Annotated in this window: 20 protein-coding genes and 1 pseudogene; 11 read left to right on the forward strand and 10 right to left on the reverse strand. The window is 69.3% G+C overall.

Going from position 1 to position 22,023, the window contains the following annotated elements:
• The first annotated feature begins 524 nt into the window (after window positions 1-524).
• Entirely contained in the window at window positions 525-1,517 is a 993-nt protein-coding gene (gene hemB / locus QF027_RS28155; protein ID WP_306977934.1) for a porphobilinogen synthase, read from the forward strand.
• Window positions 1,518-1,810: 293 nt separating this feature from the next.
• Entirely contained in the window at window positions 1,811-2,170 is a 360-nt protein-coding gene (locus tag QF027_RS28160) for a DUF805 domain-containing protein (RefSeq protein ID WP_266561118.1), read from the forward strand.
• A 29-nt stretch (window positions 2,171-2,199) separates the two neighbouring features.
• Here the strand turns inward: QF027_RS28160 and QF027_RS28165 are convergent, their stop codons facing one another.
• Window positions 2,200-2,373 carry a hypothetical protein gene (locus QF027_RS28165; protein WP_307077855.1) on the reverse strand — a complete coding sequence of 58 codons (174 nt, stop codon included), beginning with the start codon at window positions 2,371-2,373 and terminating at the stop codon, window positions 2,200-2,202.
• A gap of 235 nt (window positions 2,374-2,608) precedes the next feature.
• Between QF027_RS28165 and QF027_RS28170 the strand changes: the two genes are divergently transcribed.
• From QF027_RS28170 to QF027_RS28180, 3 genes are all read left to right on the forward strand, one after another.
• Window positions 2,609-3,511: an SAM-dependent methyltransferase gene (locus tag QF027_RS28170; protein ID WP_306977929.1), complete on the forward strand. Its 903-nt coding sequence runs from the start codon at window positions 2,609-2,611 to the stop codon at window positions 3,509-3,511.
• Window positions 3,512-3,637: 126 nt separating this feature from the next.
• The gene (locus QF027_RS28175; RefSeq protein WP_307077856.1) at window positions 3,638-4,882 is read left to right on the forward strand and encodes an aminotransferase-like domain-containing protein; all 1,245 of its coding nucleotides are present in this window, start codon (window positions 3,638-3,640) and stop codon (window positions 4,880-4,882) included.
• Window positions 4,883-4,953: 71 nt separating this feature from the next.
• The gene (locus tag QF027_RS28180; RefSeq protein WP_307077858.1) at window positions 4,954-5,793 is read left to right on the forward strand and encodes an arylamine N-acetyltransferase family protein; all 840 of its coding nucleotides are present in this window, start codon (window positions 4,954-4,956) and stop codon (window positions 5,791-5,793) included.
• Window positions 5,794-5,813: 20 nt separating this feature from the next.
• Here the strand turns inward: QF027_RS28180 and QF027_RS28185 are convergent, their stop codons facing one another.
• Entirely contained in the window at window positions 5,814-6,638 is an 825-nt protein-coding gene (locus tag QF027_RS28185; protein WP_307077860.1) for a DUF4253 domain-containing protein, read from the reverse strand.
• 208 nt (window positions 6,639-6,846) lie between these two features.
• On the opposite strand from QF027_RS28185, the pseudogene QF027_RS28190 reads away from it, so the two are divergent.
• The 3 genes and pseudogenes from QF027_RS28190 (at window position 6,847) to QF027_RS28200 (ending at window position 11,362) form a co-directional block, all read left to right on the forward strand.
• Window positions 6,847-7,247 (forward strand): annotated as a pseudogene (locus QF027_RS28190) (ATP-binding protein).
• A 56-nt stretch (window positions 7,248-7,303) separates the two neighbouring features.
• Window positions 7,304-9,238: a P-loop ATPase, Sll1717 family gene (locus tag QF027_RS28195; protein WP_306977923.1), complete on the forward strand. Its 1,935-nt coding sequence runs from the start codon at window positions 7,304-7,306 to the stop codon at window positions 9,236-9,238.
• 54 nt (window positions 9,239-9,292) lie between these two features.
• Complete coding sequence (locus tag QF027_RS28200; protein ID WP_307077862.1) at window positions 9,293-11,362, forward strand: serine/threonine-protein kinase; 2,070 nt, start codon at window positions 9,293-9,295, stop codon at window positions 11,360-11,362.
• Between the two features lie 9 nt (window positions 11,363-11,371).
• Here QF027_RS28200 and argS read toward each other — a convergent pair whose 3' ends face one another.
• Window positions 11,372-13,138 carry an arginine--tRNA ligase gene (gene argS, locus QF027_RS28205; protein WP_307077863.1) on the reverse strand — a complete coding sequence of 589 codons (1,767 nt, stop codon included), beginning with the start codon at window positions 13,136-13,138 and terminating at the stop codon, window positions 11,372-11,374.
• 139 nt (window positions 13,139-13,277) lie between these two features.
• Between argS and lysS the strand changes: the two genes are divergently transcribed.
• A complete protein-coding gene (gene lysS / locus QF027_RS28210) occupies window positions 13,278-15,017 on the forward strand; it encodes a lysine--tRNA ligase (RefSeq protein WP_307077865.1) in 1,740 nt (579 codons plus the stop codon).
• A gap of 43 nt (window positions 15,018-15,060) precedes the next feature.
• Here lysS and QF027_RS28215 read toward each other — a convergent pair whose 3' ends face one another.
• From QF027_RS28215 to QF027_RS28225, 3 genes are all read right to left on the reverse strand, one after another.
• Window positions 15,061-16,329 carry a DUF2637 domain-containing protein gene (locus QF027_RS28215; protein WP_307077867.1) on the reverse strand — a complete coding sequence of 423 codons (1,269 nt, stop codon included), beginning with the start codon at window positions 16,327-16,329 and terminating at the stop codon, window positions 15,061-15,063.
• A 104-nt stretch (window positions 16,330-16,433) separates the two neighbouring features.
• Window positions 16,434-17,360: a DUF3558 domain-containing protein gene (locus QF027_RS28220; protein ID WP_307077869.1), complete on the reverse strand. Its 927-nt coding sequence runs from the start codon at window positions 17,358-17,360 to the stop codon at window positions 16,434-16,436.
• A 118-nt stretch (window positions 17,361-17,478) separates the two neighbouring features.
• Entirely contained in the window at window positions 17,479-18,294 is an 816-nt protein-coding gene (locus QF027_RS28225; protein ID WP_306977911.1) for a DUF3558 domain-containing protein, read from the reverse strand.
• A gap of 205 nt (window positions 18,295-18,499) precedes the next feature.
• On the opposite strand from QF027_RS28225, the gene QF027_RS28230 reads away from it, so the two are divergent.
• Window positions 18,500-19,693: an RtcB family protein gene (locus tag QF027_RS28230; protein WP_306977909.1), complete on the forward strand. Its 1,194-nt coding sequence runs from the start codon at window positions 18,500-18,502 to the stop codon at window positions 19,691-19,693.
• Window positions 19,694-19,770: 77 nt separating this feature from the next.
• Here the strand turns inward: QF027_RS28230 and QF027_RS28235 are convergent, their stop codons facing one another.
• From QF027_RS28235 to QF027_RS28245, 3 genes are read right to left on the reverse strand one after another with little or no spacing between them, the layout of a single operon-like run.
• Window positions 19,771-19,995 carry a hypothetical protein gene (locus QF027_RS28235; RefSeq protein ID WP_307077871.1) on the reverse strand — a complete coding sequence of 75 codons (225 nt, stop codon included), beginning with the start codon at window positions 19,993-19,995 and terminating at the stop codon, window positions 19,771-19,773.
• 11 nt (window positions 19,996-20,006) lie between these two features.
• Window positions 20,007-20,141, reverse strand: a complete 135-nt coding sequence (locus QF027_RS28240; protein ID WP_306977905.1) for a hypothetical protein — start codon at window positions 20,139-20,141, stop codon at window positions 20,007-20,009.
• Window positions 20,138-20,914: an SDR family NAD(P)-dependent oxidoreductase gene (locus QF027_RS28245; protein ID WP_307077872.1), complete on the reverse strand. Its 777-nt coding sequence runs from the start codon at window positions 20,912-20,914 to the stop codon at window positions 20,138-20,140. Before QF027_RS28245 ends, QF027_RS28240 begins: the two co-directional genes overlap by 4 nt.
• A 135-nt stretch (window positions 20,915-21,049) precedes the next feature.
• On the opposite strand from QF027_RS28245, the gene QF027_RS28250 reads away from it, so the two are divergent.
• The gene (locus tag QF027_RS28250) at window positions 21,050-21,487 is read left to right on the forward strand and encodes an ester cyclase (RefSeq protein WP_307077874.1); all 438 of its coding nucleotides are present in this window, start codon (window positions 21,050-21,052) and stop codon (window positions 21,485-21,487) included.
• Window positions 21,488-21,497: 10 nt separating this feature from the next.
• Here the strand turns inward: QF027_RS28250 and QF027_RS28255 are convergent, their stop codons facing one another.
• Window positions 21,498-21,833, reverse strand: coding sequence for a YnfA family protein (locus tag QF027_RS28255; protein ID WP_306986586.1), 336 nt, complete (start codon window positions 21,831-21,833; stop codon window positions 21,498-21,500).
• Between the last annotated feature and the right edge of the window lie 190 nt (window positions 21,834-22,023).

Below are 22,023 nucleotides of genomic sequence, written 5' to 3' on the forward strand. Positions count from 1 at the left end.
GTGAGGTGGGGGGCGCTCCGCCGTCGCGGGGAGCGGGGTGCGGCTGACGGTCCGCTGTGGCCGGCGAGGTGGCGTGATCGGTCCGTCGAGGCGCCGGTGACTGCAACTCCCCAGGGGCGCGGGGAACTGCGCGACCCGCCCCCACCGGCCTGCAGTCGCGCGAGGTCCTGGTGTGGCATCTCCGTAGGCGCCCGGCCCAAGCCTCGGGCACGCGGCCTGCCCCCATCGGCCTGCGGACGTCAAGGTCCCGGCGTGGCACCCCCGTAGGCGCCCGGCCCAAGCCTCGGGCACGCGGCCTGCCTCCATCGGGCTGCGGACGTCCAAGGTCCCGGCGTGGCACCCTCGTAGGCGCCCGGCCCACGTCCCGCGCACGTGGCTCGCCCCCATCAGCCCGCAGTCGCGCCAGGACCCGACGCGGCACCCCCCTAGGTGCCCCCCGCCCCCACTGCGTGACCCCCGGTGGGCCTGTCGCTTCCGACGGGGCGTCGGCAAAGGGGGGCATGAGGCGGGCGTAGCTTAGGTGTATGACGACGTACGGATCTTTTCCCGGCACGCGGCCCCGGCGGCTGCGGACCAACCCCGTCATGCGCCGCATGGTTGCCGAGACCCGGCTGCACCCCGCTGACTTCATCCTCCCGGCGTTCGTGCTGGAAGGGGCGAGTGAGCCGGTGCCGATCTCGGCGATGCCCGGGGTCGTGCAGCACTCGCGGGACAGTCTGAAGAAGGCGGCCGCGGAGGCCGTGGCGGCCGGGATCTCCGGGATCATGCTCTTCGGGGTGCCGGAGGAGTCCAAGAAGGACGCTCTCGGGACGCCGGGCACCGATCCCGACGGGATTCTGCAGGTCGCCATCCGGGACGTACGCGCCGAGGTCGGGGACGACCTGCTCGTGATGTCCGATGTGTGTCTCGACGAGACCATCGATCACGGGCACTGCGGGGTGCTCGACGCGCAGGGGCGCGTCGACAATGACGCCACCCTCGAGCGGTACGCCGAGATGGCCCAGGTCCAGGCCGACGCCGGCGCCCATGTCGTGGGACCCAGCGGGATGATGGACGGGCAGGTCGGGGTCATCCGGGACGCGCTCGACCAGATCGGGCGGGAGGACGTGGCCATCCTGGCGTACACGGCCAAGTACGCCTCCGCGTTCTACGGGCCGTTCCGGGAGGCCGTCGCCTCCTCGCTGCAGGGTGACCGCAAGACGTACCAGCAGGATCCCGCCAACGCGCGGGAGTCGCTGCGCGAGCTCGCCCTCGATCTGGAGGAGGGTGCCGACATGGTGATGGTCAAGCCGGCCGGTCCCTACCTCGACATCCTCGCGCGGGTCGCGGACGCCGTCGACGTGCCCGTCGCCGCGTACCAGATCTCCGGTGAGTACTCGATGATCGAGGCCGCCGCCGAGAAGGGCTGGATCGACCGGGACCGGGCGATCCTGGAGACGCTGACCGGGATCAAGCGGGCCGGGGCGCAGAACATCCTCACCTACTGGGCGACCGAGGTGGCTCAGAAGCTCGGCTGACGAAGCCGCCGGACGGCGTGTTGCGACAACGGTTCGAGCTCGGTCCGGATACGGGCGGAGCTCGAACCGGCCAACGTCCGGACAACAGCCCCCAGTTCGGACGGTGATCTTCTGGTGATCTGTCCGGAATCAGGCCCCTGGGGTGGTGGATTTGTCGGAGTCTGACAGGTCCGCGACTTGATGATCCGCTTACATCCGTCGAATTGACGAGTTCTCGACATCCTCCATATCTTCTGCGCCTGGCCTGATCCATTCGGAATTGGTCCGAACGTCGATCCCTGGGGGACACCACCATGAACTACTTCCTCGATGTGCTGAAGAAGTACGCCGTGTTCAGCGGCCGCGCGCGCCGCAAGGAATACTGGATGTACACCCTGTTCGTCACGATCATCTACATCGTGCTGGCCGTCATCGGCGCCGTGGCCAAGCAGGCGTGGATCCCGATCATCTTCTACGTCGCCATCCTGCTCCCCAGCCTCGCCGTCCTCGTGCGCCGCCTGCACGACACCGGCCGGAGCGGCTGGTGGGTCCTGTTCGGTCTGGTTCCGCTCGCCGGCGGCATCACCCTCCTCGTCTTCACCTGCCTCGACGGTGAGCCGAGCGACAACAAGTACGGCCCCAACCCGAAGGGCTTCGCCCCGGCGCACGTGTGATGCCGTAGCTCTGCTTCGAGGCCGCCCGGTCAGTGCCGGGCGGCCTTCTGGGTTTCCCAAGGGCGCACCGCGGCCGCCTTGTTCGTGGCCGGGCCCTCGTCGCGTACGCCCTGGCCGTCGTTGCAGCCCGTCAGCGCGGCAAGGGCGAGGAGGGCGAGGGCGGTAGCGGTGAGCATGCGGGGGGTGTGGGGTCGGGTGGGCATGGGATCAGGCTGCGGGGGCGCGGGGGCGTTCGCCAGCCCTGGCGGGGGATTCGGGACGGCCTTGTGTCGGGGGCCTCGCTGACCTGCGGAGATGTGGCTTCCCGAGTCCCTTTCGTGGGATGCGGGACGGGGCATCCCGGGCACCGGGCACCATCAAGTCGCCCGGCGAGTTAGGTTCTTGACGATCGCGGTGGTTGTCCGTCGAAGGACCGACACATTCAAAGGGGAGACGCCCATGCCCGGTGACGCGCTGAGCCAGGACCCGGCCGAGCTGGCCAGGAGGATCGACACCACCAAGGCACATCCGGCCCGCGTCTACGACGTGTTCCTCGGCGGCAAGGACAACTACCCCGCCGACCGCGAGGCGGCCGCCGCCGCGCTCGCCGCCAACCCCCGCGGCTACCTCGACGTACGCCACAACCGTGACTTCATGCGCCGGGCCGTCGACCGGCTGACCGCGCGGGACGGGATCCGGCAGTTCCTCGACATCGGCACCGGGCTGCCCACCGCGGAGAACGTCCACACGATCGCCCAGCGGATCCGGCCCGACGCGCGGGTCGTGTACGTCGACAACGACCCGGTGGTGCTGGCGCATGCACGCGCGCTGCTCACCAGCGGACCCGAGGGGCGTACGGACTACATCGACGCCGACTTCAAGAGTCCCGCGCAGATCCTCGAACAGGCCGCCAAGACCCTGGACTTCGACCAGCCGATCGCGTTGTGCCTGGTCGCGATCCTGCACTTCGTCGAGGACGACGAGGCCTATCCGATCGTGCGTGAGCTCGTGGAGGCCCTGCCCTCCGGCAGCCGGATCGTTCTCAGTCATCTGACCGACGAGATGCATCCCGAGCCCACCCGCGCGGTCCAGCGGACCTACACCGAGCGCGGGTTCACCTTCGTGTTCCGGTCCAAGCGGGAGGTGGAGCGGTTCTTCACCGAGGTGCCGGGTGTCTCCCTGGACGAGCCCGGTGTGGTGCCCGCCCATCTGTGGCACCCCGGGCCCGCGCCGGCGCCGCCGGCCATCGACGCCGAGGACTTCGAGTCCCTCGACGACATCGAGAAGATCCGCTACCGGGACATCAACGACGTCACGGACGACGACATCAACGTCTACGGGGCGACCGGCACCAAGGCGTGAGCGGTGCGTGACGTCCGTATCGCGGAAAGGTGCTTGTAGGCGGCATTCATTTGCTTAGGCTGCGCTGGACCCAGTCGTCGTAGTCCGCGGTTCGCAGTCCGCGTCCGCAGTTGAAGGAGCCGTGCCATGACGGTGCCCACGTTCGCTTCCGTGCCTCCGCTCGCCGCCCGGGCCCGGTCGGTCGGTGGGTCGCCCGTACGGGACATCCTCGCCGTCACCGCCCGTCCCGAGGTCATCAACTTCGCGGGCGGGCTGCCGGCGCCCGAACTGTTCGACGCCGAGGGGATCGCAGACGCCTTTCGGGCGGTCCTGGAGGAGGTGCCCGAGCGGGCACTCCAGTACTCGACCACCGAGGGTGAGCCCGTGCTGCGGACGGCTCTTGCGGAGCGGATGTCGGCCCGCGGGCTCGCCACCTGCGCCGACGACGTCCTCGTCACCACCGGATCGCAGCAGGCGCTGTCGCTGCTCGCCACCGCGCTGATCGAGCCCGGGGACACGGTGCTCGTCGAGAGCCCCTGCTATCTGGCGGCCCTTCAGGCCTTCGGGTTCGCGGGCGCCCGGGTGGTGGCCGTGCCGGGCGACGACGAGGGGCCCGATCCCGTCGCCCTGGAGGAACTCGTCGTGCGGGAGCGGCCCAAGCTGCTCTACACCGTGCCCACCTTCCAGAACCCGACCGGGCGGACCATGTCCGCGGGGCGCCGGGCCGCGGTCGCGTCCGTGGCCGCGCGGCGCGGGCTGTGGATCGTCGAGGACGACCCGTACGGCGAACTCCGCTTCGAGGGCGAGCGGGTGCCGTGGATCGCCTCCCACGAGGAGGTCCGCGACCGGGTCGTGCTGCTCGGGTCCTTCTCCAAGGTCATGGCTCCCGGGCTGCGGCTCGGCTGGCTGCGGGCGCCCGGCGAGCTGCGGCGGGCCTGCGCGGTCGCCAAGCAGGCCGCCGATCTGCACACCCCGACCGTCAACCAGCTCGCCGCGGCACGATACCTGGCCGACCGGGACCTCGACGCGCATGTCCGGCGCGTCGCGGGGGTGTACGGGCAGCGGCGGGACGCCATGCTGGCGGGGCTGGCCGACGCCCTGCCCGAAGGGTCGACCTGGACCCGGCCCGAGGGCGGCATGTTCCTCTGGGCGCGACTTCCCGCGTCGTACGACACGACCGCGCTGCTTCCGCAGGTCGTGACGCGCGATGTTGCTTACGTCCCGGGAGCGCCCTTCTACGCCGGTGAGCCCGACCGCTCGACCCTGCGGCTGTGCTTCGTGACGCAGACGCCGCAGGAGATCGGCGAGGGGCTGCGGAGGCTCGGGGAGGCGTTCCGGGCGGCTCGGGTCCACGTCCAGGACGCTCAGAGCCAGGTCCCGGCCCAGGCCTAGGGCGAAGGTCGGAGTGCCGTTGCTGCTGTGGTCGGCGGAAGGCGGGCGGGCCGGCTGCCTACGGTGGGGGCATGGCCGATGACACTGTGCGCGACTCGGGATTCGATCTGGATGAGTATCTGGCGCGGATCGGGTGGGAGGGCGAGCGGCGGGCCGACCTCACGACGCTCGCGGGGGTGCACCTGGCACACCTGCAAGGCATCCCCTTCGAGAACCTCGACGCCCTGAGCCGCAGCGCACCCTCCCTCGAACCCGGTGACCTGATGGCGAAACTGGTGCGGAGCCGGCGCGGAGGGTACTGCTACGAGCACAACACACTGCTCCTGCTCGCCCTGGAGGAGCTCGGTTTCCGCGTGACCCGGCTGACGGCCCGTGTCGTCCTCGGTGCGGACAGCATCGAGAGCCGGCCGCGTACCCACATGGCGCTGCTCGTGGAGATCCCCGGCGACCCGCAGCCCTATCTCGCCGACGTCGGGTTCGGGGCGATCGGCGCGCTGCTGGAACCGGTGCCGCTCCGGACGGACACCGAGTTCCTCGACGCCGGGCGTCTTCACCGTCTGGTGCGGGTGCCGCACCGGGGGCCACTGGAGCTGTGGGTGCTCCAGGCCCACCAGGAGGAGAGGTGGGCGGATCAGTACGCCTTCACCCTGGAGCCGTTCGAGAAGCCCGACTTCGAGGTCATCAACTGGCACGTCGGGACCAACCCGCGCTCCCCCTTCACCCAGCAGATCTACGTCCAGAACGTCACCGCCGACCGCCATCTCCTCCTCCACGGCAGCCTGCTCACGGAGACCCGCGCCGACGGAACCGTGAAGAAGCGGGAGCTGACCGACGAGGCGGAGGCACGGCGGCTCCTGGAGGAGGAGTTCGGGATCAGCGCGCCGGAGGGAGCGCGGCTGCTCCCCGGCTGAGTCCGGTCAGTCCCACCAGGTCAGTCCCACCAGAAGGACCAGACCCGCTGCCCCAGCACCGCGTGTTCGGCGTACTCGCGCAGAGTTTCGTGATCCCCCTGGGTGATGTTGTCCGGGCAGAACGCGAAGTGCTCGGCGGCGACGGCCTCCGCCTCGGCTCTCGTCGTGGGCGGGCCGGCGACGGACAGGACCAGTCGGTCGAAGCTGAGCGCGAGCACGCGTATGCCGAAGCGGTCCTCCCAGGAGCGGAGGACCGCGCAGATACGAGCGGTGTCGCCCTCGAAGTTCATCGGGCCCGTCCAGCCGATGGCCGCCGGGATGTCCGCGCTGCGGCGGGCCGGGACCAGAGCGAGGCGCGGCTCCTTGAACCACGAGCCCTCGTCGAGGAGCGCGTCGGCCGTCTCGGCGGCGCGGCGGTCGGGGTCGATACTCAGGGACGCCGGGGCCGGGGCGGGGCCGGGCCATGCCTCGTCGTAGGGGGCGATCGTCTCGTCGAGGTCGTCGGGATCCTCGATCGCGTACGCCCAGTACTCCGCCAGCAGTTCCTCCGGGTCGTGGTCCCCGGGGTACGACATCTCCCCGGGCATCAACTCCCACTCGTCCGGCCCGCCCTGGCTGCCGCCGACCTCTATCAGCACCGGCAGCAGGCCCGTTCGCGCGGCCGGGGTGCCCAGTGCGGTCCAGGCGCCGGAGGACGCGGAGTACTCGGCATGCCACAGCAACGGCTCGTACCACGGACCGTCGTCCGTCTCGTCGATCAGTCTCCCGAGAGGGAGCCCGAGTCCGAGCGAACGGCCGCTCGGGTCTGCCGCCAGGGTGGGCAGCGGGTTGGGAAGAGTCGCCATGTCCGTGACTGTAGGGGGCGCCACTGACAATGGCCGACGGCGCTACGTGAGACCGGTGGTGAAGGCGGTCCAGGTGGTGGGGGTGACCTTGAGGGTGGGGTCGGGCGCCGCCTCCGGACACGTACGTAACCGGGTACGAGCCCGTACAAAAAATCTGTGCGGGTTCACCGAGTGATCCACTGTAGTCACTCTCCGCAACTCTCGTCCCGTGAACGAGACGACCCGACTGCCGCTCCTGCGCGAGAGGTTCTTCCGCCGCGAACGCCGGTCCGCGCAGGCCGCACGCCGTTTCACGGCCGAGACCCTGGTCGGCTGGGGCCTCGCGCAGACCGTGCGGGCGGACGACGTACTGCTCTGCGTGAGCGAACCGGTGACCAACGCGCTGCTGCACGGGGTGCCGCCCGGGCGCCAGTTGAGGCTGTTCCTGCGGTACGAACTGAGCGCTCTGGTCGTGGAGGTGCACGACAGCGGGGGCGGTGTGCCGCACGTCGTCCAGGACGGGGACGAGGGTGGGTGGGGGTTGTGCTGGTGGCCGCGCTGAGCGACAAGTGGGGGGTGCGGGAGCGGGAGTTGGGGAAGGCGGTGTGGTGCAAGTTCGTGTTGCCGTAGCACTGTTGTCGGTGGGTCCCGATACCTTTGGGATCAGTACGACGTAGGGGGACGGGATGGCCGACCAGCCGGGGCTCGCGCAGTTGCACTTCGGGCGTGAGGATGCCGAACGGGACGTGACCGAGGGGCTGTTGCTGCGCGGCGGCTTTCTGCCGAACGCCGCGTACCGGGGCGCGCTCAGCGGGCGCAAAATGCTGATCATCGGGCGCAAGGGGTCCGGGAAGAGTGCCATCTGCATGCAGCTGATGTCCGACGGCGAGGGCGGGCACCGGGGCGGGAAGGTGCTCGTCACCCCTGACGAGGCCGCGGGGGAGGAGATCCGGCGGTTCGAGCTGCAGGGGCTGCCGGGGGACTCGGCCAAGGCGCTGATCTGGCGGTATGTGTTCGCCGTACACGCCGCTCGGCACCTGGTCGACCATGCCAAGGGCGCACATGACGGCGGCCACAAGACCGACTCGGTCAAGGCGCTCGGGCGGTTCCTCAAGCAGAACGGCGAGGCGGCAGGCGGGGGCGGCCGGCTGGTGGAGCGGCTGGCGCAGGGGGCCCGGGGGCTGCAGACCTCGCTGTCCCTCGAGGCTTTCGGGGTCAAGGCGAGCGTGGATCTCGCCCAGTCGCCGTCCGAAGGAGCCCGCGCGGCTCGGCAGTTGGAGATCGTCGAGCAGGGCGTGGCACGGGCCTTCGAGGATCTGGGGTGTGACGGGGTCGTGCACCCACCGTTGCTGCTCATGGTCGACCAGTTGGAACAGGTGTGGTCCGTCGAGCCGGACAGCAACTCCATGGTGATCGGGCTGCTGCTGGCGGCCAAGCACGCGGCGAGTTTGTACGGCCGTTCCGTGCGCTTCCTGCTGTTCCTGCGCGCCGACATCTACGACTCGCTGTCCTTCGGGGAGGGCGACAAGTTCCACGGGGACGAGCTCAGGATCGCCTGGACGGAACAGGCCCTGAAGGACCTCGCGTGGGCCAGGGCGCGGGCCTCCGTCGGGGAGGAGCTGACCGAGGAGCGGCTTTGGAAGGAGCTGTTCCCCGAGACGGTGGGCGGGGAGGAGATCACGGGCCATCTCTTCGGGCGCTGTCTGCCGAGGCCCCGGGACGCCATCCAGTTCCTCAACCTGTGCCAGGAGAAGGCCTGGCTGGAGCATGAGCGGGACCGGATCACCGAGGCGGACGTGGCGCAGGCGGGCCGGCAGTTCTCGGAGTGGAAGCTCAACGATCTGACCTCGGAGTACCTGGTCGCGCACCCGTTTCTCCGGAACCTGTTTCCGCTGTTCCAGAACACCGGGTACGTCGTCACGCGCGCCGCGCTCACCCGCCGCTTCGAAGCGGCCGCCGAGACGCTGCACCACGACTTCCCGGCGTACGCCAACGCGTTGACGCTGCCCGGCATCATCGATGTGCTCCACGGGGTTGGGTTCCTCGGGGTGCGGCGCGGCAACGACGTGGTGTACGCCGGTGACGACGGGCTGCCGGTCCAGCCGCACGAGACGGAGTTCCAGGTCCACCCCTGCTTCCGGGTGGCGCTGGGCGCGACGACCGCTTTCGACCTGCGGCGTTATGAGCCCCAGTTCGCGGACGCGCGCATCTCCTCGGGCAACTACAGCCCCGGCGCTTCGGGTTCGTCCTCCCTCAACCGCGACGACCGGCTGCTGATGCAGCTCGCACGCTCCTGCCACTCGATCCTCGCGCAGGTGGGGCGGGCGGTGGGGCTGACGCGGGACGTCCGCGACGAGATCACGCTACAGATCAACCGGGTACTGGCCGAGGTCAATCGCATCCCTCCGGGGGCCGCGGCGTCCGTCGGCCTCGACGTGGACGACCATCTCCTCACCACCGCCCACTACTTCACGAACCTCGCCGCTCAACTCCGCGCCGGCGGCCTGGAGGAGAGCACGGGCGTCGGGGACGTGGCGCGCCGGGTGGAGGAGGAGGTACGGCGGTTGCGGCGGTCGGCGGGTGGGTCGTACGGCAGCTCGGGGGACTCTTCGGGGTACTGAGGCGCATACTCGTAGGGCAGTTGTGAGCCGGGTCGCCGATGGGGGAGAAGACCGGTGCTGAACGAGGTCCTCGCCGGGCGGTTCCGGATCACCGGTCTGCTGGGCTCCGGCGGGATGGGGCAGGTCTGGGCCGCCGAGGACGAGCGGATGCGACGGGACGTCGCCGTCAAGGTCGTGCATCCGCAGTACGGCGTAGGCGAATCGGAGACACAGGCCCGGTTCCAGCGCGAGGTGCAGTTGGCGGGGCGGCTCGCCCACCAGAACATCGTCACCGTGCACGACTGGGGCGAGGTCCGGGTCGACCGGCGCAAGACTCTTTATCTCGTCATGGAGCTGGTGCGGGGCGTCTCCCTGGGCAAGCGGCTGAAGGGGACCGTCCCCACGCCCTGGCCGCTCGCCGTCGGCTGGGCCGCCCAGATCACCCTGGCGCTGGAGGCTGCGCACAGCCACGGGGTGGTCCACCGGGACATCAAACCCGCCAACGCGCTGCTCACGCCCGACGGGACCGTGAAGGTCCTCGACTTCGGGGTGGCGAAGTTCATGGGGGAGACCATCGGCGCCCGTGAACTCACCGTCACCGGTGAACCACTCGGATCGCCGATGTACATGTCGCCGGAACAGGCGCTGGGCGACCGGGAGGTCGATCACCGCAGTGACCTCTACTCGCTGGGCTGTCTCCTCTACCACGCAGTCACAAGCACGCCGCCCTTCACAAGTGCCACCCCATGGGCCGTGCTCCGCATGCAGATCGACGACGCGCCGGTCGCGCCCGTCGAGCGGGCGGGCGGGATACCGGATCGCCTGAACCACCTCATCCTGCGTCTCCTGGCCAAGCGCCCGGAGGAGCGGCCGCCCGACGCCGCGACCGTTCACGAGACGCTGGTCACGGTCCTGGTCGAGCACGCGCTGACGTCGTCCGGCGGCGAGACCCTGGACACGGCCGAGCTGGGGCGCGGTGCGGCCCTCCCGGTGCGGCTGCTGAAGGCGGCTCGGCTGAAGGCGGATCGCCTCCTGGAAGCGACGACGGACGAGGTCGCCCGTCGGCGTACGCGTGCGGAGCGTGATCTGGCGGCACGCCAGGAGGCCGCCGAGGTGCGACTCCGCCTTCTGACGGACACGTCACGGGCGGAGGCGGAGCAGGCTCTGGCGGAGGCCCGCGCGGAGGCGGAGAGGATCACCGAGGGGGCGAAGACGGCGGCTGCCAGGGCCCGGATGGCGACCGCCGCTCGTGCCCTGCTGAGTCACCGGTCGGCGGGAGAACAGGCCGTGGAGAAAGCGGCCGAGGCCAGGGAATCCGCCCGCCGGATCGTCGCCGACGCCCGGGCCGAGGCCGAGCGGATCGTCGCGGAGGCGAGGGAGAGGGCTCACGAGGGCGCGCCGACCGAGTTCGCACCGGCCGAGTTCGCACCGGCCGAATCGGCAGCGATCGAGCGTTCCCGGCCCGAGACGGCCGAGCCCGACTGGTTCGAGTGGCCCGCGCCGCCCGCCGAGAGCCTGCTCGACCTGGGGTCGGCGAAGGAGGAGCGCGACCTGCCCTATTTGCGGTTCCTCCCCGAGACCGAGACCGAGACCGAGACCCAGCCCGACATCGAGCCCGACGCGCAGTCCCTCGCCCTGGCCATGAGCGATGCCGTCGAACCCCCGCCGCAGCGCCAGGACGCACCGGTCGCACGCGTCCGTTTCAAGGTGGTACGGCCGGGCTATGCCCGCACCGTCGTGGACGATCACATCCTCCGGCTGGTGGTCGCACGGCGCGGTGCGGAGTCCGAGGTCACCTGGCTGGAGGAGCAGTTCGTCGACCGGTACGTCGAGGCGACCACCAGCGACCACAGCTTGCCCGAGACCAAAAACGCAGCACGGAATGAGGCTCTCCGCTCCATTGCCCACGCCCGCGCCGAGGCCCGACTGGAATACTCCCGGCGACGGGAATCCGATCCTCCGCCCACCGCTTCCGACCTCTTCGCGGTGGTGCGGAGGGGGTACGACCGCGTACAGGTCGACCAGCGCTACGACCAGTTGGTGAGGGAAAAGATCCGCGCCGAGGCCCGGATCGCCGCGCTGAGAGAGCTCCTGAAGACCCTGCCGTCCCCGGAGCTCCCTCACCAGCAGACCTCACCGGAGTGACCGGAGAGGTCAGAGGCGCTCAGGCGTCCTGATCCCCAGCAGAGCCATCCCCTTGTGCAGGGTGCGGGCCGTCAGATCGCTCAGGAACAGGCGGTTCTCCGCCACCTCCTGCGCGGGAGCGGGCTTCACCACCGGGCACTGGTCGTAGAACGTCGTGTACAGAGAAGCCAGTTGGTAGAGGTACGCGGCCACCTTGTGCGGTGCGTACTCCGCCGACGCCTCGAAGACCGTCGCGCCGAACGCGTCCAGGTGCAGGCCCAGCGCCCGCTCCGCCGGGGCGAGTTCGAGCTCCGGGTGGGCCAGCGGAGTGCGGTCGCCGGCCTTGCCGAAGATGGACCGGATGCGGGCGTACGCGTACTGGAGGTAGACCGACGTGTCGCCGTTGAGCGACACCATCTGGTCCAGGTCGAACTTGTAGTCACGGTTCGGCGACGTCGACAGGTCCGCGTACTTCACGGCGCCGATCCCGACGTACCGGCCGTTCTCGACGATCTCCTCCTCGGTCAGGCCCACCCTCTCGGCCTTCTCGCGCACGACCGCGGTCGCCCGCTCGACCGCCTCGTCCAGCAGGTCCTCCAGCCGGACCGTCTCGCCCTCACGTGTCTTGAACGGCTTGCCGTCCGCGCCCAGGACCGTGCCGTAGCCCATGTTGTGCGCGGTGACGCCGTCGGTCAGCCAGCCCGCGCGCCGGGCCGCCTCGAAGACCATCTTGAAGTGCAGCGACTGGCGTACGTCCACGACGTACAGCAGGGACGTCGCGTGCAGATCGACGACGCGGTTGCGGATCGCGGTCAGGTCGGAGGCCGCGTAGCCGAAGCCGCCGTCGGCCTTCTGCACGATCAGCGGGACCGGCTGGTCGTCCTTGCCGCGGATCTCGTCGAAGAAGACGACGAGCGCGCCCTCGGAACGCTCCGCGACGCCCATCTCCTCCAGGAGGCGGGCGGTCTCCGGCATGCCCTCGTTGTACGCGGACTCGCCGACGATCTCGTCGTCGCGGATCTCCATGTCCAGCTTCTCGAAGACCGAGTAGAAGTAGACCTTCGACTCGTCCACGAACTGCTGCCAGAGCTCGAGCGTCTCCTTGTCGCCGGACTGCAGGGCGACGACCCTCTTCCGGGCCCGCTCCTTGAACTCCTCGTCCGCGTCGAAGAGCACGCGCGACGCCTTGTACACCCGGTTCAGGTTCGACATGGCCTGCTCGCCGTCGACCTCGGCCGCCGGGGCCAGCTCGCCGGGGTTCTCGACCAGGTACTGGATCAGCATGCCGAACTGGGTGCCCCAGTCGCCGATGTGATGCCGGCCGATCGTCTTCTCGCCGGTGAAGTCGAGCATCGCGCGCAGCGCGTCGCCGATGACGGCGGAGCGCAGGTGACCGACGTGCATCTCCTTCGCCACGTTCGGTTGGGCGTAGTCGACGACCGTGATGCCCGGGTCGGGGGCGTACGGCACGCCCAGGCGGTCCGTCTCGTCCGCGTACCGGGCGGCCAGCGTCTCCGTGATCGCCCGGTCGGTGATCGTGATGTTCAGGAAGCCGGGGCCGGAGACCTCGATGTCCTTGATCACGGCGCCCGACTCGACCTTCGCCACGACCTGCGTCGCCAGCTCCCTCGGGTTCGCCTTCGCCTTCTTGGCGAGCGCCAGGATGCCGTTCGCCTGGAAGTCGGCCCGGTCGCTACGTCGCAGCAGTGGGTCCGCGGAGGCCTCCGGCAGGGTGGCGGAGATCGCGGAGCTGAGCTGCTGGTTGACGGAGTCGCTGAGGGACGTGACCGGGGCCATGGGAGTGGGTGCCGTTCTCCTCGGGGGATCAGATAGACACCGTCAGTATCCCATGGGGGGTAAAGCGGTTTTCTCCGGCGCGGGGCGGTCTGGGAGAATGGGGCGTCCATCAACCTTCAGTACTTCAGTAAAAGAGGACGTGCCGATCGTGGCTCAGAGCACCGAGACCACCGACTGGGTCTCCCGTTTCGCGGATGAGGTCATCGAGGAGTCGGAGCGTCGGGCCCCCGGCAAACCCGTGGTCGTCGCCTCTGGGCTCTCCCCGTCCGGTCCCATCCACCTGGGGAACCTCCGCGAGGTCATGACCCCCCACCTCGTCGCCGACGAGATCCGGCGCCGCGGACACCAGGTGCGGCACCTCATCTCCTGGGACGACTACGACCGGTACCGCAAGGTGCCGGCCGGCGTCGCGGGCGTCGACGAGTCGTGGGGCGAGCACATCGGCAAGCCGCTGACCTCCGTGCCCGCGCCCAAGGGGTCCGCACACCCGAACTGGGCCGAGCACTTCAAGGCCGCCATGATCGACGCGCTGGCCGAGCTCGGCGTCGAGTTCGACGGGATCAGCCAGACCGCGCAGTACACCTCGGGTGTCTACCGCGAGCAGATCCTGCACGCGATGGCGCACCGCGGGGACATCGACGCGATCCTCGACCAGTACCGGACCAAGAAGGCCCCGGCCAAGAAGCAGCAGAAGCCGGTGGACGAGGCCGAGGTCGAGGCCGCCGAGGGGTCCGGCGCGGCCGCCGAGGACGACGGGTCCTCCGGGTCCGCCGGGTACTTCCCGTACAAGCCCTACTGCGGCAACTGCGAGAAGGACCTCACCACCGTCACCTCCTACGACGACGCCACGACCGAGCTGTCGTACACCTGCAACGCCTGCGGTTTCTCCGAGACCGTCCGGCTGAACGAGTTCAACCGCGGCAAGCTGGTCTGGAAGGTCGACTGGCCGATGCGGTGGGCGTACGAGGGTGTCGTCTTCGAGCCCTCCGGTGTCGACCACTCCTCGCCCGGGTCCTCCTTCCAGGTCGGCGGGCAGATCGTCGGGATCTTCGGCGGACAGCAGCCGATCGGGCCGATGTACGCCTTCGTGGGGATCTCCGGGATGGCGAAGATGTCGTCGTCCAGGGGCGGGGTGCCCACGCCGGGCGACGCGCTGAAGATCATGGAGCCGCAGCTCCTGCGGTGGCTCTACGCCCGCCGCAGGCCCAACCAGTCCTTCAAGATCGCCTTCGACCAGGAGATCCAGCGGCTCTACGACGAGTGGGACAAGCTGGACGCCAAGGTCGCCGAGGGGGCTGCCCTGCCGGCCGACGTCGCCGCGCACTCCCGCGCGGTGCGGACCGCCGGCGGTGAGCTGCCCCGGACGGCACGCGTGCTGCCGTACCGGACGCTCGCGTCCGTCGCCGACATCACCGCGGGCCACGAGGACCAGGCGCTGCGGATCCTCAGCGAGCTGGACCCCGACAACCCGCTGTCGACGCTGGACGAGGCCCGGCCCCGGTACGACAAGGCCGAGGCCTGGATCAACACGCAGGTGCCCGCCGACCAGCGGACCATCGTGCGCAGCGAGCCCGACGCCGAGCTGCTGAAGTCCCTCGACGAGGCCTCCCAGCAGTCCCTACGACTGCTGCTGGACGGGCTGGCCTCGCACTGGTCGCTCGACGGGCTCACGCACCTTGTGTACGGCGTGCCCAAGGTGCAGGCCGGGTTCCCCGCGGACGCCACGCCCAAGGAGCTGCCGGCCGAGATCAAGACCTCTCAGCGGGCTTTCTTCGCCCTGCTCTATCAGCTGCTGGTCTCCCGGGACACCGGGCCGCGGCTGCCCACGCTGCTGCTGGCCGTGGGGCAGGAGCGGGTCCGGGCGCTGCTCGGCGAGTAGACGGTGACGGCAAGGGGCCCTCGTTTCGGCGAGGGCCCCTTCCCTATGCGATGTGGTCTTCCTGGAGTTCCGCCGTGTGGCGGTTGGTGAAGCGCTTGACCATGCGCTCGGCCTCGCGCTGCGGGAGCGTGACGCCGTAGGTCGCCTCCACGTCTCCCCTGAGCTGGCCCGGGGAGGGATAGCTGCCGTCGATCGACTTCTTGAAGACCTGGTAGAAGTCCTCCTCGGTCGGCTCCGGAGGACCACCACCTTCGCCCAGTTCACGCGTGCGGCCATTGGTCACCGGGATCGGGAAGCTGCCGGTCTCCTCCATCGAGGGCTCCCTGGGGGGCTCCTCGTACTGGATCTGCTGCAACTCGTACTGCTCTGCCTCGAGTTGTTCCTCGTACCAGCGCTCGTACTGCTCAGCGGGGTCGTAGTTGGGGTTGTAGCCGCCCTGGTACTCGATCTGCTGGGGAGCTTCGAACCAGGGGCTCAGGTCCGGCTCCGGCACGGTGTCGGCTCGCTGCGGCTGCGGGTTGCCGTTCAGCTCCAGGCGCTGCTCGCCCGAAGCCGCCACCCGCTGCGGGTCGGAAGCCGCCCCCGCGGCACCCCTGCCCGCGACCTCCTGGGGCGCCGGCGGGAGCAGGGCCGGTTCGATACCCGCCGCTGCCAGGCCCGCCGGGGCCGTCTCGGCGAGGGGCACGCCGTAGCGCGCCAGGCGCAACGGCATCAGGGACTCCACCGGCGCCTTCCTGCGCCAGGCCCGGCCGAAGCGGGAGTGGAGACGGGCCTGGTAGACCAGCCGGTCCTGTTCGAGCTTGATGACCTGCTCGTAGGAGCGCAGCTCCCACAGCTTCATACGGCGCCAGAGGAGAAACGTGGGGAGGGGGGACAGGAGCCAGCGGGTGAGGCGGACCCCCTCCATGTGCTTGTCCGCCGTGATGTCCGCGATCCGGCCGATCGCGTGACGGGCAGCCTCCACCGACACCACGAACAGGATCGGGATCACCGCGTGCATACCCACACCCAGCGGATCCGGCCAGGCCGCCGCGCCGTTGAAGGCGATCGTCGCGGCCGTCAGGAGCCACGCCGTCTGGCGCAGCAGCGGGAACGGGATGCGGATCCATGTCAGAAGCAGGTCCAGGGCCAGCAGGACACAGATGCCCGCGTCGATGCCGATCGGGAAGACATAACTGAAGTTCCCGAAGCCCTTTTGGATGGCGAGTTCACGGACGGCCGCGTACGACCCCGCGAAGCCGATGCCGGCGATGATCACTGCGCCGAACACGACCACGCCTATGAGAATGCGGTGCATTCGAGTCAGCTGCATGGGCGCGGACACCCGTACTCCCCTCCCTGTGCATGTTGTTGCGCGCAACAGAGTGGCACATCTGTGCTGCGCACGGGTGACCGGTACGTGCCGTCAGGTCTTCTTCAGCTCGTCTTCGCGGCCGACTTGGACGCAGATGCCGACTTCGACGGAGACGCGGACTTCGACGGAGACGCGGACTTGGACGGCGACGCGGACTTCGACGGGGCCTTCGAACCCGAGGCGGAGTCCGACGGGGCCGGGCTCGCAGCGCCCTCGCCGTTCGCCGCCGACACCGCCCTCACCGTCTCCTTGGCGGCCTGCCCCGCGAGCTTCCCGAGAGTGTCCGCACTCGGCGCCTTGTCACCGGCGAGACCCGCGCCGTTGTAGTCGACGGTGACGACGACGTTCTCCACGCGCGTGACGACCGTCTGCTGCTTGAAGGCGCCTTCCTTCTTCTTCAGGTCGTAACGCACCAGCGTCGCCACGTCACCCGTGCCCGAAACCGCCTGCGACTTGGTGTTCTTCGCACCGGCCACCGACTGGGCGTCCTGGATCTGCTGGTCGTAGTACTTCTGCGCCTGCGCCTCGCCCGTACCGCGCGAGGCGTCCGACTCGAAGCGGAGCAGCGAGACGTTGAGCCAGCGGAACTGCGAGCCCTTCACACCGTTGTTGTCCAGGCTGCTCCAGGAGCAACTGCCGCGCGTACCCGCCTCCGCCGTGCCCTTCTTGCCGGACTTCGGAGCCTCCGGGACGAGCGACTTCAGTGTCTTCTTCGACAGCACCCCGCACGCCTCGGGAAGCGAGTTGTACGCCGCCGCCTGCACCGTGGGAGCCGCACTCTCGGACGCCGACACCGTCGCACCGGCGCCCGCGGCCTTGTCGCCACCGCTGCCGGAGCCGGAGTCGCCGGAGCCGGAGTCGGAGGAGCAGCCAGAGGCGATCAGCATCACGGGGACTGCGGCCGCACAGACAAGGACGCGGTGAAGACGCTTCGCTCGCTGGGCACCCTGGTCACGCTCTGCTCGTCGCTGCATGGTTCCTTCACTCATGACGCTTGTGGTTCCTGCCGTCGGATCGGGTCCGAGGGGCCACGGTACGCGGTGAGGATGCTGTGCGGTCCAGCTTCGAATGCTCTGTGCGCGCGGGTGAGGGGTGTGTGGAGAGCGCTCAGCCGGACAGCGACCCGGCCAGCTGAGAAGCCAGTTTCCTGGCGTTGTCCTGCATTTCCTTGCTGTCCGGGGTGACGCCGATCGTCGTCGGCTGCTCCTCGTACTCGATGGTCACGATCACGTTGGACGTGCGGAACGCCACAGTCACCTTGCGCTGCTGAGCCGTCGAACCCGAGTTGCTCAACACGTCGTTCAGGAACGCCTCGTCGCCCAGATCGTCCAGAACGCGGGGCTGCAGATCGGACGGAGTGGCCGAGGCCGAACCGCTCGGACTCGCGGAACCGCTCGGGGTGGCCGTAGGCGAGGCCGTCGGACCGGCGGTGCCGGACTCCTCCACGTCCGACGCGGCGCTGGACGTCGCCGCCACCGGCAGATCGGCCTTCTCCTCGGTCTGCCCGAAGAGCTGCTCCGCCTGACTGTCGTCGCTGACCGCGTTGTCGTACGACACCACACGCTCGAAGTCGACCGCCAGGTACTCCGTGGCGTCCGTGGCCTCCACCTTCCAACGGCAGCCGACCTTGCGGTCCGTGTCATAGGTGAGCGTGGCCTGGCCCTCGTAGGCCTTGGCGCGCTGATCCTCGTCGGCGATCTGCTGGATGCCGGGCAGGAGCGCGTCGAGGGTGCTCTGGCCGACCACGCCACACGCCTCGGGGAGAGTGCGGTACTTGCCCGGCTGCGCGGCGGGGGAGGCGGTGCCGATGTCGCCGGGATTGGCGTCGTCCGTCGGGTCGTCACCGCCCGAGCTGCCGGTGCAGCCGGCCAACAGCGCCGCGAGGAGGGCGGCGACGCCGGGTACGTAGGCCTTCCGCTGCACGGTGGGGCTCCTCTCGGAATGTCTCCGACTCGTGGGGAACTCAGTGTCCCCGCAGGTTATTCGCTTGCCGCAACTGGGTGCGCCCTGGAGACAATGTGTATCGCACGCACTGCCGTGAACGCCGGTCCGTCATCCCATTCGTCGACCTTGGCACCGGTTTTGCGCTTCAAGACTTCTGTTTGCTTTCCGGGGGAATGAGGACGATATGTCGTACGTGGAGATGCCGGGCGCCAAGGTCCCGATCCGTATGTGGACCGACCCGGCGACGGTCGAGGACGTGGCCCTGCAGCAGCTGCGCAACGTCGCGACCCTGCCGTGGATCAAGGGTCTCGCGGTGATGCCGGACGTCCACTACGGCAAGGGCGCGACGGTCGGGTCCGTGATCGCCATGCAGGGCGCGGTCTGTCCGGCGGCGGTGGGCGTGGACATCGGCTGCGGGATGTCGGCGGTGAAGACGTCTCTGACGGCGAACGATCTGCCGGGGGATCTGTCCCGGCTGCGGTCGAAGATCGAGCAGGCCATTCCGGTGGGGCGGGGGATGCATGACAGTCCCGTCGAGCCGGGTCGGTTCCATGGGTTGGCGACTGCGGGGTGGGACGACTTCTGGGGGCGGTTCGACGGGGTGGCGGATGCGGTCAAATTCCGTCACGAACGTGCCGAAAAGCAGATGGGAACGCTCGGATCCGGAAATCACTTCGCAGAAGTGTGCATAAGTGATGACGGATCGGTCTGGCTCATGCTGCACTCCGGTTCTCGGAACATCGGCAAGGAGCTGGCCGAACACCACATCGGAGTCGCCCAGAAACTCCCGCACAACCAGGGGCTGATCGATCGGGACCTTGCGGTCTTCGTCGCGGACACTCCGCAGATGGCGGCATACCAGAACGACCTCTACTGGGCGCAGGAGTACGCGAAGTACAACCGGTCGATCATGATGGCCCTCTTCAAGGACGTGCTCCGCAAGGAGTTCAAGAAGGCCAAGGTGGTCTTCGAACCTGAAGTGAGCTGCCACCACAACTATGTGAGCCGCGAGCGCTACGAGGGGATGGACCTGCTCGTCACGCGCAAGGGGGCGATCAGCGCCCGGGCCGGGGAATACGGCATCATCCCGGGGTCCATGGGGACAGGGTCGTACATCGTGAAGGGCCTCGGAAACGAGAAGGCCTTCAACTCGGCGTCCCACGGCGCCGGTCGGCGCATGAGCCGTAACGCGGCCAAGCGGCGCTTCTCGACGCGCGATCTGGAGGAGCAGACGCGGGGCGTGGAGTGCCGTAAGGACTCCGGCGTCGTGGACGAGATCCCGGGTGCCTACAAGTCGATCGACCAGGTCATCGACCAGCAGCGGGACCTGGTGGAGGTCGTGGCGAAGCTGAAGCAGGTTGTGTGTGTGAAGGGCTGACCCGCGGACCTGTGACAGAGGGTCCTGGCCGAGGCGGACAGGACCCTCTGTTTCACCGTGCTCCTTCTGTGCTACGGCTACACAACCGAGGTTGTTGGCTGCGTGCGCCACACTGGAATGACCGTCGAGGGTTCGAAGCGGTGTGATCCTTTGGTGCCGGGGAGGATGATCACAGACTCCAGCAGGGCGAAGAGGATCCCGCGCTTCTCGATCACGCTCAGCCCGTCCCAACGGGCCTGTGCATCAGTATGCCGGTCCGCGCCAGGACGATTCCTGATGAACCACGCCTGCTGCTCATTCACGGTACTGCGTCCTACTTCGGGGCGTGCATCACCGCGTAGATCATGACGAAGGCGACGATGTGGATGCCGAAGAGGAAGTAGGCGAGCCACCACCACATCTGGCGTTCGTCGTGCGGGTCCTTCTCGTCCTTCTCGGGCCGGGTCACAGGTCCCTGTGGACCTTTGTGTTGGACGCCTGGGCGCGGGGGCGCAGGACCAGGAGGTCGACGTTGACGTGGCTGGGGCGGGTGACCGCCCAGGTGATGGTGTCGGCCACGTCGTCGGCGGTCAGTGGCTCCGCGACGCCCTGGTAGACCTTCTCCGCCTTCTCCTGGTCGCCGCCGAAGCGGGTCAGGGCGAACTCGTCGGTCTTGACCATGCCGGGTGCGATCTCGATCACGCGGATGGGGCGGCCGACGATCTCCAGTCGGAGGGTCTCCGCCAGGACGTGGGCGCCGTGCTTGGCGGCGACATAGCCCGCCCCGCCCTCGTAGGTGCCGTGGCCCGCCGTGGACGAGACGACGACGACCGTGCCGTCGCCGCTCGCATCGAGCTTGGGGAGCAGGGCCTGGGTGAGGTTGAGGGTGCCGATGACGTTCGTCTCGTACATCGAGCGCCAGTCGGCGGGATCGCCGGTGGCGACCGGGTCGGCGCCGAGGGCTCCGCCGGCGTTGTTCACGAGTACGCCGACCGTCTTGAAGGCGGAGGCGAACTCGTCGACCGCGGCCCGGTCCGTCACGTCCAGCTGGTAGGCCGTCGCCTGGTGGCCCGCGGCGTTGATCTCCTCCGCCAGCGCCTCGATACGGTCCTTGCGGCGGGCGGTCAGGACCACGCGGTAGCCGGCCGCGGCGAGCTGCCGTGCGGTCGCCGCGCCGATTCCGCTGCTCGCCCCCGTGACGATCGCGATCCGGGACGCGGGGGACGGGGCGGCGGATGCCATGGCTGCTCCTCGGGCGTGCGTGGGTACGGGCTCCCGCCAGGATAGGTCGGCCCCGGTCCGACGCTCCGGGCGGTCCGGATCGCGGGCCGGTGCGAGAATTGAGGTGGGTGATCCCCTGACATACGGAGGTGGATCATGGGAGAAGCACGTGAGGTCATGGACCGGCTCACCGATGCGCTCACCACGCACCCGGACCTGAAGGTCATCGCCGAGCTGTACGCGGAGGACGCGGTCGCCCAGACCCCCGACGAGGGGGAGATCCGCGGTCGCGACAGCATCGTCGCGTACTGGCGGCAGATGACGGAGGCGGTGCCCGAGGCCACGTTCGAGACGCTGCACGCCTACGAGGCCGGGGACACGGCCATCGACGAGGGGGTCTTCAGCGGACGCAACACCGGGCCGATCCAGCTGCCGACCGGGGAGACGCTCCCGGCGACGCAGAAGGAGGTCAGGATCCGTGGGGTGGACATCGCCACGGTGAAGGACGGGCGGATCGTGGACTACCGGCTCTACTTCGACGAGATGGAGTTCCTGGGGCAGCTGGGGCTGCTGCCCGACGACGAGACGTCGTGAGTACGGCCGCTCAGTCGCTCCGCGGGGCGTACATGATCACTGCCATGCCCGCGAGGCAGATCAGTGCGCCCGTGATGTCCCAGCGGTCCGGGCGGTAGCCGTCCGCGACCATGCCCCACAGGATCGAGCCGGCCACGAAGATGCCGCCGTACGCGGCGAGGATGCGGCCGAAGTGGGCGTCGGGCTGGAAGGTGGCGACGAAACCGTAGGCGCCGAGGGCGAGGATGCCGCCCGTGGTCCACATCCAGCCCCGGTGCTCCCGTACGCCCTGCCAGACCAGCCAGGCTCCGCCGATCTCGAAGAGGGCGGCGACGACGAAGAGGGCGGCGGAGCGGGCTACGAGCATGGGGATCAGCTTCGCATGCCCGTCCGGCGGCACCGGTGGCACCTGACGGAGGGTGCCTGTCGGCTGCCGTACGTGGGATACATCCATGCGAGGGGGGCGGGTCGTGCCCGGTCGGTGGGGTGGTCTTCGGGAATAGGGCGGAGTGGGGTGTCGTTCTCCGGGTACGCCGTTATAGTTGAACGGTAAACAA

The organism is Streptomyces canus (assembly GCF_030816965.1).
GTDB classification, from domain to species: domain Bacteria; phylum Actinomycetota; class Actinomycetes; order Streptomycetales; family Streptomycetaceae; genus Streptomyces; species Streptomyces canus_E.

Bases quoted from the DNA above. Each gene is read 5' to 3' on its own strand.
- hemB (WP_306977934.1), top strand. From the start codon at position 525: ATGACGACGTACGGATCTTTTCCCGGCACGCGGCCCCGGCGGCTGCGG.
- QF027_RS28160 (WP_266561118.1), top strand. From the start codon at position 1,811: ATGAACTACTTCCTCGATGTGCTGAAGAAGTACGCCGTGTTCAGCGGC.
- QF027_RS28165 (WP_307077855.1), bottom strand. From the start codon at position 2,373: ATGCCCACCCGACCCCACACCCCCCGCATGCTCACCGCTACCGCCCTC.
- QF027_RS28170 (WP_306977929.1), top strand. From the start codon at position 2,609: ATGCCCGGTGACGCGCTGAGCCAGGACCCGGCCGAGCTGGCCAGGAGG.
- QF027_RS28175 (WP_307077856.1), top strand. From the start codon at position 3,638: ATGACGGTGCCCACGTTCGCTTCCGTGCCTCCGCTCGCCGCCCGGGCC.
- QF027_RS28180 (WP_307077858.1), top strand. From the start codon at position 4,954: ATGGCCGATGACACTGTGCGCGACTCGGGATTCGATCTGGATGAGTAT.
- QF027_RS28185 (WP_307077860.1), bottom strand. From the start codon at position 6,638: ATGGCGACTCTTCCCAACCCGCTGCCCACCCTGGCGGCAGACCCGAGC.
- QF027_RS28195 (WP_306977923.1), top strand. From the start codon at position 7,304: ATGGCCGACCAGCCGGGGCTCGCGCAGTTGCACTTCGGGCGTGAGGAT.
- argS (WP_307077863.1), bottom strand. From the start codon at position 13,138: ATGGCCCCGGTCACGTCCCTCAGCGACTCCGTCAACCAGCAGCTCAGC.
- QF027_RS28215 (WP_307077867.1), bottom strand. From the start codon at position 16,329: ATGCAGCTGACTCGAATGCACCGCATTCTCATAGGCGTGGTCGTGTTC.
- QF027_RS28220 (WP_307077869.1), bottom strand. From the start codon at position 17,360: ATGAGTGAAGGAACCATGCAGCGACGAGCAGAGCGTGACCAGGGTGCC.
- QF027_RS28230 (WP_306977909.1), top strand. From the start codon at position 18,500: ATGTCGTACGTGGAGATGCCGGGCGCCAAGGTCCCGATCCGTATGTGG.
- QF027_RS28245 (WP_307077872.1), bottom strand. From the start codon at position 20,914: ATGGCATCCGCCGCCCCGTCCCCCGCGTCCCGGATCGCGATCGTCACG.
- QF027_RS28250 (WP_307077874.1), top strand. From the start codon at position 21,050: ATGGGAGAAGCACGTGAGGTCATGGACCGGCTCACCGATGCGCTCACC.
- QF027_RS28255 (WP_306986586.1), bottom strand. From the start codon at position 21,833: ATGCTCGTAGCCCGCTCCGCCGCCCTCTTCGTCGTCGCCGCCCTCTTC.